12 protein-coding genes and 1 other RNA gene are annotated in these 13,550 nt (G+C 62.6%); 8 read left to right on the plus strand and 5 right to left on the minus strand.

The annotated features are described in order from the left end of the window. From ISX93_RS05480 to smpB, 3 genes are all read right to left on the minus strand, one after another. Positions 1-1,854: DUF5801 repeats-in-toxin domain-containing protein (locus ISX93_RS05480; RefSeq protein WP_374987655.1), on the minus strand; the 1,854-nt coding region annotated here is incomplete at its 3' end. A gap of 660 nt (positions 1,855-2,514) precedes the next feature. After that, positions 2,515-2,901: a transfer-messenger RNA gene (gene ssrA, locus ISX93_RS05485) on the minus strand. Positions 2,902-2,979: 78 nt separating this feature from the next. Next, a complete protein-coding gene (gene smpB, locus ISX93_RS05490; protein ID WP_195777713.1) occupies positions 2,980-3,447 on the minus strand; it encodes an SsrA-binding protein SmpB in 468 nt (155 codons plus the stop codon). A gap of 149 nt (positions 3,448-3,596) precedes the next feature. On the opposite strand from smpB, the gene ISX93_RS05495 reads away from it, so the two are divergent. Together ISX93_RS05495 and ISX93_RS05500 are read left to right on the plus strand one after the other, a co-directional pair. Then, positions 3,597-4,031, plus strand: coding sequence for a type II toxin-antitoxin system RatA family toxin (locus ISX93_RS05495; protein ID WP_195777714.1), 435 nt, complete (start codon positions 3,597-3,599; stop codon positions 4,029-4,031). Further along, positions 4,024-4,344: an RnfH family protein gene (locus ISX93_RS05500; RefSeq protein ID WP_195777715.1), complete on the plus strand. Its 321-nt coding sequence runs from the start codon at positions 4,024-4,026 to the stop codon at positions 4,342-4,344. Before ISX93_RS05495 ends, ISX93_RS05500 begins: the two co-directional genes overlap by 8 nt. Before the next feature lie 52 nt (positions 4,345-4,396). Here ISX93_RS05500 and ISX93_RS05505 read toward each other — a convergent pair whose 3' ends face one another. Further along, positions 4,397-4,906, minus strand: a complete 510-nt coding sequence (locus ISX93_RS05505; protein WP_195777716.1) for an outer membrane protein assembly factor BamE — start codon at positions 4,904-4,906, stop codon at positions 4,397-4,399. Positions 4,907-5,002: 96 nt separating this feature from the next. Here ISX93_RS05505 and fur point away from each other — a divergent pair, with 96 nt between their 5' ends. Further along, complete coding sequence (gene fur, locus ISX93_RS05510) at positions 5,003-5,419, plus strand: ferric iron uptake transcriptional regulator (RefSeq protein ID WP_195777717.1); 417 nt, start codon at positions 5,003-5,005, stop codon at positions 5,417-5,419. Positions 5,420-5,632: 213 nt separating this feature from the next. Here fur and recN read toward each other — a convergent pair whose 3' ends face one another. Continuing rightward, positions 5,633-7,306, minus strand: coding sequence for a DNA repair protein RecN (recN, locus tag ISX93_RS05515; protein ID WP_195777718.1), 1,674 nt, complete (start codon positions 7,304-7,306; stop codon positions 5,633-5,635). A gap of 153 nt (positions 7,307-7,459) precedes the next feature. Between recN and grpE the strand changes: the two genes are divergently transcribed. The 5 genes from grpE (at position 7,460) to carA (ending at position 13,519) form a co-directional block, all read left to right on the plus strand. Then, positions 7,460-8,023: a nucleotide exchange factor GrpE gene (gene grpE, locus ISX93_RS05520; RefSeq protein ID WP_195777719.1), complete on the plus strand. Its 564-nt coding sequence runs from the start codon at positions 7,460-7,462 to the stop codon at positions 8,021-8,023. Positions 8,024-8,136: 113 nt separating this feature from the next. Further along, positions 8,137-10,050, plus strand: a complete 1,914-nt coding sequence (dnaK, locus tag ISX93_RS05525) for a molecular chaperone DnaK (protein WP_195777720.1) — start codon at positions 8,137-8,139, stop codon at positions 10,048-10,050. 161 nt (positions 10,051-10,211) lie between these two features. Next, entirely contained in the window at positions 10,212-11,336 is a 1,125-nt protein-coding gene (dnaJ, locus tag ISX93_RS05530) for a molecular chaperone DnaJ (protein WP_195777721.1), read from the plus strand. A 44-nt stretch (positions 11,337-11,380) separates the two neighbouring features. Then, complete coding sequence (dapB, locus tag ISX93_RS05535) at positions 11,381-12,184, plus strand: 4-hydroxy-tetrahydrodipicolinate reductase (RefSeq protein ID WP_195777722.1); 804 nt, start codon at positions 11,381-11,383, stop codon at positions 12,182-12,184. A 183-nt stretch (positions 12,185-12,367) separates the two neighbouring features. Continuing rightward, entirely contained in the window at positions 12,368-13,519 is a 1,152-nt protein-coding gene (gene carA / locus ISX93_RS05540; RefSeq protein ID WP_195777723.1) for a glutamine-hydrolyzing carbamoyl-phosphate synthase small subunit, read from the plus strand. The last annotated feature ends 31 nt before the right edge of the window (positions 13,520-13,550 follow it).

Genomic DNA, 13,550 nt, shown 5'->3' on the forward strand with positions numbered 1-13,550 from the left:
GATGGTGTCGGTGCGGGTCAGGCGGATCAGGTCGGCGGCGCTGAGGGTCAGGGAGTCATCCGGGTCAGTGCCATCGGGATGCTTGAGGGCGCGCAGCTGGTCGAGGCTGACGGTGCCACTGCCATCCACGCTGACGGTGAACACCAGGTCATCCGAGGTTTCGGTGCGGCCTTCGACCACGCCGCTGCCGTTGACGGTGAGCAACACCTTCTCGTCGGTGGCCACATCCACCAGCCCGGAATCCACCCCCTCGCTCTTCACGCTGAGGGCGTAGTCGCTGTCCAGCGTGCCGGCGCCGTCGGTGCCGTAGGCAGACGAGCTGCTGAAGTTGTCGGCATAGTTGGCGCTGTCGTCGGCCGTCAGGTCGCTTTCATCCACCGTCAGTTCGTCGGCCGGCGCCACCGCACTCACCGACACACTCGGCCCGTCGTCCTCGAAGAGCATCTGCGAGCCGATTTCCAGGGATGAAGTGGAGACACTCAGCAGCTTGAAGCCGCCGATGTCAAAGTCGGCGTGGTTGTTGCCCTTGGCGTTGGTCGCCGCGCCGTTCTCGATGAGCACGCGGTTGTGGTCGGCAGTTGTGGTGAATTCGATCTTGTAGCCGGCCTTGACGCCGGTGATGGTGGCCACGCCGGACACCAGGCTGATGACGATGCCGGGGTCATTCGCCGAGCCGTCGGAGTTCTCGAGTACTGTCCCGCTGGCAATGTCGATCACCCGCACGCCGGTGATGGCGACCGTTGCATCGCCGGCATAGCCGTCGATGAATGCCGCACCGGACTCGAGGCTGGTGTTGAAGGCGGTGATCTTGACCTGGGCGCTCTTGCCGCTCTGCAGCTGCACCACATCGAAGGTGGCGGATCTGGCGCCGAACAGGCCGGTGAAGTCGATGTTGCTTTCCACGTCGGCTTCATTCTGGTCCAGGTTCGGGATGGTGACGTCGGCCCGGGCGCCGGTGACGTAGCTGAAGCGGATGCCTTCCTGCTCGACGATCATCTGGTTGTTGGTGCCGAAGGTGGTCGGGCCGCCGGCCTGGCTGGTATTGATGGTGTCACCGGTGGTGATGTTGACACCGCTGGACTGGTTGGCCGGGTCCTTGCCGGTGGCGATGATGGTCGGGCCGCTGATGCGCATGACGCCGTTGACCTCTTCAACGGTCGGCGTCGCGCTGGTGAACATGAGGAACAGGTTCTGCCCGGAGGGCGCGTTGGCCAGGCTGAATTGCAGATCCTGGCTCGCGCTGACCCAGACCTTGTCGGTCAGATCCAGTGCATCGTCGGGATCGCTGCCGTCCGGGTGCTGGATCGGTTGATAGAGCACCGTCCAGATCTTGCCACCGGTCGCGGTTTCCTCGATGTAGGCGGCGAACACGATTGCACCGCTCGAGCCGCCGGCGCGGCCGAGCAGCAGGTTGTTGTTGCCTGAGTAGGTGTACAGCAGGATGTCGGTGCCATCGAGGGTGTTCAGGCCGCTGTCCTGGCCATTGAGTGCGGCACCGCTGCTGTCGGTGAAGGCAATATCGGTAATCGCGCCGCCCGGCTCGGCGGTGATGCTGAAGGCATCGCTGCCGGTATCGCCGGGAGCCCCGGTGTAGCCACTCAGGGCGGCGCTGACCGGGGTGCCGATATTCAGCTGGCCGACGCCCAGCAGCGTCGAGAAGGCGGCGGGCAATGCGCTGGTCTCGATGTCATTGTCGTTGGCGTCTTCCGCCACGCCAGGCGTGGCAGTCAGGTCCTGCAGCCCGGAGGTTTCATCCAGGGTGGTATCTTCACCGGTCGCGGTGAGGGTCGCGCCACTGCCCGTGCCGGACAGCAGCTGTACCTCGCCGAGCTTGAGCGCGCTGGTCTCGGCCATCGAGAGGCTGGCGTAAGCGATTTCCCCGCTGGCGGAAAGCGGGCCTGCCGCGGCGCGATTGCTCTGCGGGATGCCGAATGCGGTGGACGCAAAGGCCTCGTGAATGGCGGTGCCCAGGAGCGAGTGATTGGCGGTGAGGTAATTGATGTAATCGGCGCTGGAGGGGGCGTAGCTTGCAACGTTGGCCTGGGTCACCCCTGACTTTTTAGTGCTCATGAAGCTATCTCCTCATGTTGGCGAATGCTCGCGCCACCCGGCACCCCGCACCCGCCTCCTCAATGAATGTTTGCGGTACAGGTCAACCCGCCGCAAATGGAGTCTTGTACCGGTCTTGGCGGGTGTCTGTAGGAACAGCGCGCTACCGGTGTAGGCGCTCAGGACGACTTCTGTAGGGGTTTTCCTACAGGGTGGGACAGGCGCAGGCCAGGCGGGCACTGTTGGCGGCTGGGCGCGCAGCATTCGTCATGCATAAGCGACGAAGCCCTCGCTGGCCGCTACCCGGGGCGCAACACGGCGGCAATCTGAGTCGTCCAGGCAGGCGTGGTGCAGGAAGGGGGAGAGATACTTGTCGAAACGGGTCGTTTCAGTGAGCTGAAGCCTGGTATTTACTGGATTTCAGGCACAAAAAAAGACGTCCGTGAACGTCTTTTTTTGTATGGATGGTGGAGCCGGGGGGATTTGAACCCCCGTCCGCCAGTACTCCGCTGTCGGTTCTACATGCTTAGCCGTGTCTACTGAGTTAACCCTTGGCCGCCCGACGGGCAGGGTGCTTTGGGCGAGTTGTGTAATGTTTAGCCGTTACGTCCACAACGTACTACGCGGCGATTCTGTTCTATCTGACAATCATTTCGGGTTTACAGACATCCCCTGATGATTGCTGGAGCCGAAGCTACCAGAAGTGGCACTTGGCTGCTTACGCAGCTAGTTGCGCACCGTAATTGTCGTCATTGGCAATTATGGATTTTGCAACAGTGGATTTACGAGTTCTGTTACCAACTCGGCATGCCCCTCGAGTTTCATCACCGGCGTCGAATCCTAATCGGCCCCAAAACTGTCGTGGTTGTTGCTACGACTCGCAGTCTACGGAAAAGGTTCCCGGCGGTCGATAGATTCTCTTCAGCTGGATCAGTGGCGCATGGCGCGCTGCACTTCGCGGTCGGAATCACGTTCCTTCTCGGTGTTGCGCTTGTCGTATTCCTTCTTGCCCTTGCCCAGGCCGATCTCGCACTTGACCAGGTGCTGCTTCCAGTACAGCGACAGCGCCACGCAGGCGTAGCCTTTCTGCTGCACGGAGGTGGTCAGCTTTTCCAGTTCGCGTTTGCTCAGCAGCAGCTTGCGGCTGCGCAGCGGGTCGGCAATCACGTGGGTGCAGGTGGTGGTCAGCGGGGCGATATGGCAGCCGATCAGCCAGGCCTCGCCATTTTTCAGCAGTACATAGCTGTCGACCAGCTGCGCCTTGCCGGCGCGCAGGCTCTTGACTTCCCAGCCAGCCAGCACCATACCCGCCTCGAACTTGTGTTCGATGAAGTAGTCGTGACGGGCCTTCTTGTTCTGGGCAATGGTGCCCTGCGGGTGTTTCTTCTGCTTGCTCATAGGCGGCGCATTATAGGGGCTAGTGCGCGCGCAGGCTACGCCGCTGCTTGCGCCTTGAGCGGGCTGGGCGAATGCCGGACAATGCGCCAGCGAATTTTACTAGCCGGGCCGCCAGGTAGCGCTCCGCGGGCTGAGGAACTGACAGGTTTATGACTACGCATATCCAGCGTTCTGCGCTGTTGCCCTATCCGGCGCAGGCTTTGTTTGATCTGGTCAACGATGTGCGCACCTATCCGGAGTTCCTGCCCTGGTGTGCGGCGGGCGAGGTGCTGGAGCAATCGGACCAGCATATGCTGGCGGCACTGACGGTAGCCAAGGGCAATATCAGCCAGCGTTTTCTGACCCGCAATACCCTGAACCTGGGGCGCGGGATCGAAATGAGACTGCAGGAAGGCCCTTTTACCGACCTGCATGGCATCTGGGAGTTCAAGGCGCTGGGAGACAAGGCCTGCAAGATCAGCCTTGACCTGACCTTCGAGTATGCCGGGCCGCTGGTCAAGGCGACGCTGGGGCCGTTGTTCACCCAGGCGGCGAATACGCTGGTCGATGCATTCTGCAAGCGGGCGAAGCAGCTCCATGGATAAGCGCACCATAGCGGTTGAAGTGGTCTACGCCTTGCCGGACAAGCAGAAGCTGTTGAAGCTCAGCATGCCGGCAGGGACTACCGTGCGCGAGGCGGCCATCCGCTCGGCGATGGATAGCCATTTCCCGGGGCTGGATCTGGCGAGCTGCCCGCTGGGGATTTTCGGCAAGGCAGTAGCCCGGCCGGAGGAGCGGGTGCTGGAAGATGGCGAGCGGGTTGAGATTTATCGCCCGCTGATTGCCGATCCCAAGGAAGTGCGCAAGCAGCGCGCTGCCAAGGCGGCCAAAGCCAGGGAAGACGCGGCGACCGGTTAAGCCGGCAGGCAGAAAAAAGCCCGGCATGCCGGGCTTTTTGGTTTGTGCGGGTTTACTCGGGCTGTTCTTCGAGCGGCGCGGGTGTCGGCACGGCAATGACTTCGGCGCTATCCACTTCGATCTGCAGGGTTTCTTCCAGGGAGCCGGGCTTGGCAGGCTGCTGGATGTCCGGTTGGCGCGTGATTTTTTCGTCGATCGTGGTGGTGGTCGACTCGCTGAGGATGACGGCATCCTCGCCCATGCCCGGGACGAAGTCGCCGTTGAGGCCGGACAACTGCTCGGCGTCATTGAACAGCAGCGTTTCGCGCTCCTGCAGGCGAGTGCCGCCAGCAGGCTGGATGGTATAGATGTAGTCCCAGCGCGCCGGGTGGAAGGTGTCCTGGATCAGCGGGGTGCCAAGCACGAAGCGGCTCTGGCTGCGGCTCATGCCCGGACGCAGCTTGTCCACCATGTCCTGCGAGACGATGTTGCCCTGCTGAATGTCGATCTTGTAAACGCAGCCGGCAAGGGAGGTCATGCCGATCAGGCCGAAGATGGTCAGCAGGCGCTTGGTGTTTTGCATCGGAGGGTGACTTCCACTATCTTGGCGGGGAGTTAAAGTCCGATCATACCTGCATTAGAGGGAGCTGCGAAGCAGCATCCTGCGAGAAAGCCAACCATGGTTGAAAATACTGAATTGCGCAAAGCCGGCCTCAAGGTGACCCTGCCCAGGCTGAAAATACTCCAGTTGCTCGAGTCTGCCGGTCAGCGCCACATGAGTGCCGAGGACGTCTATAAGGCCTTGATGGAAGCGGAGGAAGATGTTGGCCTGGCCACCGTGTATCGGGTATTGACCCAGTTCGAGAGCGCTGGCCTGGTGGTCCGGCACAATTTTGATGGTGGCCATGCGGTGTTCGAACTGGCCGATGGCGGCCATCACGACCATATGGTGTGTGTCGATACCGGCGAAGTCATCGAGTTCATGGATGCGGAGATCGAGCGCCGGCAGAAAGAGATCGTCAAGCAGCACGGTTTCGAGCTGGTCGAGCACAACCTGGTGTTGTATGTGCGCAAGCCACGGACCAAAGAGGCATAGCCAGCGGCATGCAATGAATAAAAAAGGCGACCAAGGGGTCGCCTTTTTTATGGCTACGTCCCTGTTATGTGTTGCAGCGCTTTTTTGTAGGAGCGAGCTTGCCCGCGATGCGCCTGCATAGCCTGCTTCGCTGTACCTCCTGCAGCCATGCAGTCGTCGCCAGTCAGCGGGCTCTTGCGGAGACCGCCGCCAGGCTTGCTGCGAACCTGGCGGTCAGCCGTTGGCGATGTCGACCAGCTTGCGTGCATGGGCCAGCGACTCTTCGGTGAGGTCGACGCCGCCGAGCATGCGGGCGATTTCCTCGATGCGCGCATGCGGGTCCAGGGTGGCGACCGCGGTGCGCGTCTCGCTGGCACCGCGCTCCTTGTGCACGAACAGGTGTTGATGGCCTTGCGCGGCAACCTGCGGCAGGTGGGTGACGGTCAGGACCTGGCCGTGCTCGCCGAGCTGGCGCAGCAGTTGGCCGACCACTTCGGCCGTCGGGCCGCCGATGCCGACATCGACCTCATCGAATACCAGGGTGGGCACGCGCGAGGTCTGCGCGGTAATCACCTGGATGGCCAGGCTGATGCGCGACAGCTCGCCGCCCGAGGCCACCCTGGACAGCGCCTTGAGCGGTTGTCCGGGGTTGGCGCTGACCAGGAACTCGACCTGCTCCAGACCGCCGGGCTGCGGGTCGGCGCTGCTGGTGGCAGGCAGTTCGATGCCCAGACGCCCGCCGGGCATGCCCAGGCGCTGCATTTCCCGCTCGACCGCCGCGCTCAGGCGGGCGGCGGCGCCTTGGCGGAGCTGGCTGAGTTCGGCGGCTTTTTCCTGGTAGTGGCGGGCGAACGCGGCCAGCTCGGATTGCAGCTGTTCGGCGGCCTGGTCGCCGGCGTTCAGGCCGTCCAGTTCCTCCAGCAAGTGCTGCTGCAGGCCGCTCAGCTCGGCAGGCTTGATCCGGTGCTTGCGGGCCAGGCTGTAGATCGCATCCAGGCGCTCCTCGAGGATTTGCTGGCGTTGCGGGTCGGCATCGAAGTGATCGAGAAAACGGTTCAGCTCGCCAACCGCTTCCTCGACCTGGATCTGCGCGCTGGCCAGCAGGTTGGCTGTTTCGTGGATGGCGCCGGTCTGCCCCGGAAAGGCGTTCAGGCGCTGCAGGCTGGTGGTCAGGGCGGACAGCACGTTGCCGGCATCGCTCTCGCTGCACAGCTCGAGCACCTGGCGGCAGGCGGCCAGCAGCTGTTCGGCGTTGCTCAGGGTGCGGTGATCCTGCTCCAGCTGCTCCAGTTCATTGTCGCCGAGGGCGAGATTTTCCAGCTCCTCGACCTGGTAGCTGAGCAGTTGGTGGCGCGCGCGCTGTTCGTCGCTGTTGCTCGACAGGCGTTCCAGCTCCTGGCTGGTCTGCCGCCAGCGCTGCGCGGCGAGCTGGACCTGGCGAGCCAGTTCGCTGGCGCCGGCAAACTCATCGAGCAGGCGGCGGTGGGTGTCGGTCTTCAGCAGGGACTGGTGTTCGTGCTGGCTGTGGATGTCGATCAGCAGTTCGCCGAGCGCCTTGAGGTCCGCCTGCGGGCAGGGGCTGCCGTTGATGTAGGCGCGGGAGCGGCCTTCGGCGGTGATCACCCGGCGCAGGATGCACGGGCCGTCCTGGTCCAGGTCGCGTTGCGCCAGCCACTGGCGGGCCTCGGGGATCTCGGTCAGGTCGAAGCTGGCGAGGATGTCGGCCTTGTCGCTGCCCGGGCGCACCACGCCGCTGTCGGTGCGGTCGCCCAGGGCCAGGCCGAGGGCGTCGAGCATGATCGATTTGCCGGCCCCGGTCTCGCCGGTGATCACGGTCATGCCACGCTGCAGTTCGATATCGAGGTGTTCGACGATGGCGAAATTGTTGACGGCAAGATGAATCAGCATGGGGCACCCCCGAATGTGAAAGCTGTGTATTTATACAGTATTCGATTTCACCCTGACAATCACCTTTGCCCTTGAACCCGCCTCCGCCGTCCCCATATAGATGCACAGTGCGGGGCGGATCTGGGTTGACGCCCCTATTGAGAGGGAAAACCGATGGTTGACGAACAGACTCTGGACAATTCGAACCCCGAGGCCGCTCAGGCCGCGGAAACCGGCGAGGATTTGCGCGCGCGCATTCTGCAGCTCGAGGAGCAGCTGGCGGCTGCGCAGGATCAGGCCCTGCGCGTGGCGGCGGACCTGCAGAACGTGCGCCGGCGTGCCGAGCTGGATGTGGAGAAGGCGCACAAGTTCGCTCTGGAGAAGTTCGCCGCTGACTTGCTGCCGGTGGTTGACAGCATCGAGCGTGGCCTGGAGCTGTCGAATCCCGACGACGAGTCGATCAAGGGAGTGCGCGAAGGCATGCAGCTGACCCTCAAGCTGCTGGTCGACACCCTCAAGCGTTACCAGGTCGATGCGCTGGATCCGCATGGGGCGCCGTTCAATGCCGAACATCACCAGGCAATGGCCCTGCAGGAAAGCGCTCACGTCGAGCCCAACAGCGTGCTCAAGGTGTTCCAGAAGGGTTACCTGCTCAACGGTCGGCTGTTGCGTCCGGCGATGGTCGTGGTGAGCAAGGCGCCGGCAGAAACTCCGCCCTCGAGTGACGGGCAGGCTTGAAATCCTGCAGTCGGCCCCCATCTAACAGTTCAAGCGTTTAGTGCTGCCGCGGTGCCGTGAAAGGGCTGGGCGGCAGTGATCAACAGACAAGTCAACATTTTGGGAGATTGAATATGGGCAAGATTATCGGTATCGACCTGGGGACTACCAACTCCTGCGTCTCCATTCTGGAAAACGGTAACGTCAAGGTCATCGAGAACGCCGAAGGCGCGCGCACCACGCCGTCGATCATTGCGTACGCCAACGATGGCGAAATCCTGGTCGGCCAGTCCGCCAAGCGCCAGGCAGTGACCAACCCGCACAACACCCTGTACGCGGTGAAGCGCCTGATCGGTCGCCGCTTCGACGAAGACGTGGTGCAGAAAGACATCCAGATGGTGCCGTACAAGATCGTCAAAGCCGATAACAACGATGCCTGGGTCGAGGTGAACGGCCAGAAGATGGCGCCGCCGCAGATTTCTGCGGAAATCCTCAAGAAGATGAAGAAGACCGCCGAAGACTATCTCGGTGAGCCCGTCACCGAGGCAGTGATCACGGTGCCGGCCTACTTCAACGACAGCCAGCGCCAAGCCACCAAGGACGCCGGACGCATCGCCGGCCTGGACGTCAAGCGCATCATCAACGAGCCGACCGCAGCGGCACTCGCCTATGGCATGGACAAGGCCAAGGGCGATCACACGGTCATCGTCTATGACCTGGGCGGCGGTACCTTCGACGTGTCGGTGATCGAGATCGCCGAAGTGGATGGCGAGCACCAGTTCGAAGTGCTGGCCACCAACGGTGACACCTTCCTCGGCGGTGAAGACTTCGACATTCGCCTGATCGACTACCTGGTCGACGAATTCAAGAAAGAAACCGGCATGAACCTTAAGGGTGATCCGCTGGCCATGCAGCGCCTGAAGGAAGCTGCCGAGAAGGCCAAGATCGAGCTGTCCTCGAGCCAGCAGACCGACGTCAACCTGCCCTACATCACGGCAGATGCCACCGGTCCGAAGCACCTGAACGTGAAGATTTCCCGCGCCAAGCTGGAGTCGCTGGTGGAAGATCTGGTGCAGCGCACTATCGAGCCGTGCCGTATCGCGCTGAAAGACGCCGGTATCGACGTGGCCAAGATCGACGACGTGATCCTGGTCGGCGGCCAGACCCGCATGCCGCTGGTGCAGAAGCTGGTTACCGATTTCTTCGGCAAGGAAGCACGCAAGGATGTCAACCCGGACGAGGCCGTGGCGATTGGCGCGGCGATCCAGGGCGCGGTACTGGCGGGTGACGTCAAGGACGTGCTGCTGCTCGACGTCAGCCCGCTGACCCTGGGTATCGAAACCATGGGCGGGGTGATGACGGCGCTGATCGAGAAGAACACCACCATTCCGACCAAGAAATCGCAGGTGTTCTCGACTGCCGACGACAACCAGGGCGCGGTGACCATCCACGTGCTGCAGGGCGAGCGCAAGCAGGCGGCGCAGAACAAGTCGCTGGGCAAGTTTGACCTGGCCGAAATTCCGCCGGCGCCGCGTGGCGTGCCGCAGATCGAGGTGACCTTCGATATCGATGCCAACGGCATCCTGCATGTGGGCGCCAAGGACAAGGCGACCGGCAAGCATCAGTCGATCGTGATCAAGGCCAACTCCGGCCTCTCCGAAGACGAGATCAAGCAGATGATCCGCGATGCCGAAGCCAATGCCGAGGAAGATCGCAAGTTCGAAGAGCTGGCGACCGCGCGCAACCAGGGCGATCAACTGGTACACGCTACCCGCAAGATGGTTACCGAAGCGGGCGACAAGGCCAGCGCGGACGAGAAAGCGGCCATCGAGAAAGCGCTTGGCGAGCTGGAAGTGGCAGTCAAGGGCGATGACAAGGCCGAGATCGAGGCGAAAATGGCCGCGCTGTCGCAGATCACCACACCGCTGGCACAGAAGATGTACGCCGAGCAGGCCGAGGCTGGTCAGGCTGCACCGGAAGCCGAGCAGGCGGCGGGTGCCGAAGACGTGGTCGATGCCGAGTTCGAAGAGGTCAAAGACAACAAGTAACTGCTTGAGCGTGCCGCCAGGACCCTGGCCTGATCGGGGGTTCTGGCGCACATGTACTCCAGCGGCTCGGGGCCCGGCCCTGATCCGGAGGTAAACCGCGCGGGGGCTTGCTCCCGCGTCGGTGTGTCTGGAGCAGATGAATTTGAAGGTGTTGATGATCTATGTCCAAGCGTGATTACTACGAAATCCTCGGTGTCGAGCGGGGCGCCAGCGAGGCGGAGCTGAAGAAGGCCTATCGCCGTCTGGCGATGAAGCACCATCCGGACCGCAATCCGGAAGACAAAGGCGCCGAGGACAAATTCAAGGAAGCCAACGAGGCTTACGAAGTGCTGTCCGACCCGGCCAAGCGTTCGGCCTACGACCAGTACGGCCATGCCGGGGTCGACCCGCAGATGGGTGGCGGTGCCGGCGGATTCGGCGGAGCGAATTTCTCCGACATTTTTGGCGACGTGTTCAGCGATTTCTTTGGCGGCCAGCGCGGTGGCCAGCGCGGCGGTGCCCAGCGCGGCAGCGATCTGCGCTACACGCTGGACCTGGACCTGGAAGATGCCGTGCGCGGCACTACCGTCACCATTCGCGTGCCGACCCTGGTCAATTGCAAGGTCTGCGCGGGATCCGGCGCGAAGAAAGGTACAACCCCGGTCAGCTGCACCACCTGCGGCGGTATCGGCCAGGTGCGCATGCAACAGGGCTTCTTCTCGGTGCAGCAAGCCTGCCCGCGCTGCCACGGCAGCGGCAAGATGATCACCGACCCCTGTGGCAGCTGCCATGGCCAGGGGCGTGTCGAAGAGCACAAGACGCTGTCGGTCAAGGTGCCGGCGGGCGTGGACAATGGCGACCGCATCCGTCTTTCCGGTGAAGGCGAGGCGGGTACCCAGGGTGGCCCGGCGGGCGACCTCTATGTGGTGGTCAGCGTGCGCGAGCACCAGATATTCCAGCGCGATGGCAAGCATCTGTACTGCGAGGTGCCGATCAGTTTTGTCGATGCGGCGCTCGGCGGTGAACTGGAAGTGCCGACCCTGGATGGCCGGGTCAAGCTGAAGATTCCCGAGGGCACCCAGACCGGCAAGCTGTTCCGCCTGCGCGGCAAGGGCGTGGCCCCGGTGCGTGGCGGTGGTGCCGGCGACCTGATGTGCAAGGTGATGATCGAGACCCCGGTCAACCTGACCCGGCAGCAGCGCGAGATGCTCGAGGGTTTCCGCGATAGCCTGCACGGTGATCAGCTACATTCTCCCAAGGCCAGTAGCTGGTTCGAGGGCATGAAGCGGTTTTTTGGCGACTTGTGAGTCAAGGGCGCTGGTCTTGACCCGAAAGCGTTGGAGCGAAATTGATGCAGCGAATAGCAGTGATGGGCGCCGCCGGGCGGATGGGCAAAACCTTGATCGAGGCCGTGCAGCAGGCTTCCGGAGCGTTGCTGGGGGCAGCCATTGATCGGCCAGACAGCAGCCTGATCGGTGCCGATGTCGGTGAGTTGGCCGGTGTCGGCAAGCTGGGCCTGACGCTTGGCGGGGATTTGCCGGCGGCGCTCGGGCAGTTCGACGTGCTGATCGATTTCACCCATCCGTCGGTGACCCTGAAGAATCTCGAGGTCTGTCGCCAGGCCGGCAAGGCCATGGTGATTGGTACTACCGGCTTTTCCGTCGAGGAAAAGCAGGTGCTGGCGGCGGCGGCCCGGGATATCCCGATCGTGTTTGCCGCCAATTACAGCGTCGGCGTGAATCTCTGCCTGAAGTTGCTGGATACCGCGGCGCGAGTGCTGGGTGATACGGTCGACATCGAGATTATCGAGGCACATCACCGGCACAAGGTCGATGCACCGTCCGGTACCGCGCTGCGCATGGGCGAGGTGGTGGCTAATGCGCTGGGGCGCGACCTGCAAAAGGTTGCGGTCTATGGTCGCGAAGGCCAGACCGGCGCACGCGCCCGGGAAACCATCGGGTTCGCCACGGTGCGTGCCGGCGATGTGGTTGGCGACCATACGGTGCTGTTTGCGGCCGACGGCGAGCGGGTGGAAATCACCCACAAGGCCTCCAGCCGGATGACCTTCGCCAACGGTGCGGTGCGCGCAGCGCAGTGGCTGGCGGAGCAGCCTGCAGGGCTGTATGACATGCAGGATGTGCTCGGACTGAGCTGATTGTTGGCTAGATTGGTCTGCGCGGTGGACCGAAAAAGCCTTTTCCTGTAGACTTCCCGCTTTAGTGTATCCACTAAAAGTTACGCAGAATGAATGAGCTGAAAAAGCGGGGTGACGGTCGATACGTCATCCCGCTTTTTTGCAATTTGCTGTGCGTGAAGCATTGACTCACGGGAGGTCTTCTTGAGTAAGCCAGCCATACTCGCCCTTGCTGATGGCAGCATTTTTTACGGCGAGGCCATCGGTGCCGATGGCCATACAATTGGTGAGGTCGTATTCAATACGGCCATGACCGGTTACCAGGAAATTCTCACCGATCCGTCCTATGCACAGCAGATTGTCACGCTGACCTATCCGCATATCGGCAACACCGGCACCACCCCGGAGGACGCCGAATCCAACCGTGTCTGGGCTGCCGGCCTGATCATTCGCGATCTGCCGCTGATCGCCAGCAACTGGCGCAGCAAGCAGCCGCTGGGCGACTACCTGGTCGAAAATGGCACGGTGGCCATCGCCGGGATCGATACGCGGCGCCTGACCCGCATCCTGCGCGAGAAGGGTTCGCAAAATGGCTGCATTCTGGCCGGCGCTGATGCGACTGAAGAAAAGGCGCTTGAGCTGGCGCGCAGTTTTCCCGGCCTCAAGGGCATGGACCTGGCGAAAGTGGTCAGCTGTGACCAGGGTTACGAGTGGCGTTCCGGCGTGTGGGAGCTGGCTAGCGACAGCCATCCGCAGGTTGCCGACAGCGAGCTGCCTTACCACGTGGTGGCCTACGATTACGGGGTCAAGCTGAACATCCTGCGCATGCTGGTGGCGCGCGGCTGCCGCCTGACCGTGGTGCCGGCGCAAACCCCGGCCAGCGCAGTGCTGGCACTCAAGCCGGATGGTGTGTTCCTGTCCAACGGCCCGGGCGACCCCGAGCCTTGCGACTATGCCATCCAGGCAATCAAGGATGTGCTGGAAACCGAGATTCCGGTCTTCGGCATCTGCCTGGGCCACCAGTTGCTGGCCCTGGCATCCGGTGCCAGGACCATGAAGATGGGCCACGGCCACCACGGTGCCAACCACCCGGTACAGGACCTGCAGAGCGGCGTGGTGATGATCACCAGCCAGAACCACGGTTTCGCCGTGGACGAGGCAAGCCTGCCAGGCAACCTGCGGGCCACCCACAAGTCGCTGTTCGACGGCTCCCTGCAGGGTATCGAACGCACCGACAAGGTCGCCTTCGGCTTTCAGGGGCACCCCGAAGCCAGCCCGGGCCCGCATGACGTGGCCCCGCTGTTCGACCGTTTCATTGCCGCCATGGCTGCCCGCAGCCCGCAACTGAGCCAGTAAAGCCAGTAGAGCCCAGGAATTCGAGAGTTAC

This window comes from Pseudomonas sp. N040, from assembly GCF_015637705.1.
In the GTDB taxonomy this organism is placed as follows: domain Bacteria; phylum Pseudomonadota; class Gammaproteobacteria; order Pseudomonadales; family Pseudomonadaceae; genus Aquipseudomonas.

What these genes read in the sequence shown, in the direction of transcription:
- smpB (WP_195777713.1), bottom strand. Translation starts at nt 3,447, where the DNA reads ATGAGCAAGCAGAAGAAACACCCGCAGGGCACCATTGCCCAGAACAAG.
- ISX93_RS05495 (WP_195777714.1), top strand. Translation starts at nt 3,597, where the DNA reads ATGACTACGCATATCCAGCGTTCTGCGCTGTTGCCCTATCCGGCGCAG.
- ISX93_RS05500 (WP_195777715.1), top strand. Translation starts at nt 4,024, where the DNA reads ATGGATAAGCGCACCATAGCGGTTGAAGTGGTCTACGCCTTGCCGGAC.
- ISX93_RS05505 (WP_195777716.1), bottom strand. Translation starts at nt 4,906, where the DNA reads ATGCAAAACACCAAGCGCCTGCTGACCATCTTCGGCCTGATCGGCATG.
- fur (WP_195777717.1), top strand. Translation starts at nt 5,003, where the DNA reads ATGGTTGAAAATACTGAATTGCGCAAAGCCGGCCTCAAGGTGACCCTG.
- recN (WP_195777718.1), bottom strand. Translation starts at nt 7,306, where the DNA reads ATGCTGATTCATCTTGCCGTCAACAATTTCGCCATCGTCGAACACCTC.
- grpE (WP_195777719.1), top strand. Translation starts at nt 7,460, where the DNA reads ATGGTTGACGAACAGACTCTGGACAATTCGAACCCCGAGGCCGCTCAG.
- dnaK (WP_195777720.1), top strand. Translation starts at nt 8,137, where the DNA reads ATGGGCAAGATTATCGGTATCGACCTGGGGACTACCAACTCCTGCGTC.
- dnaJ (WP_195777721.1), top strand. Translation starts at nt 10,212, where the DNA reads ATGTCCAAGCGTGATTACTACGAAATCCTCGGTGTCGAGCGGGGCGCC.
- dapB (WP_195777722.1), top strand. Translation starts at nt 11,381, where the DNA reads ATGCAGCGAATAGCAGTGATGGGCGCCGCCGGGCGGATGGGCAAAACC.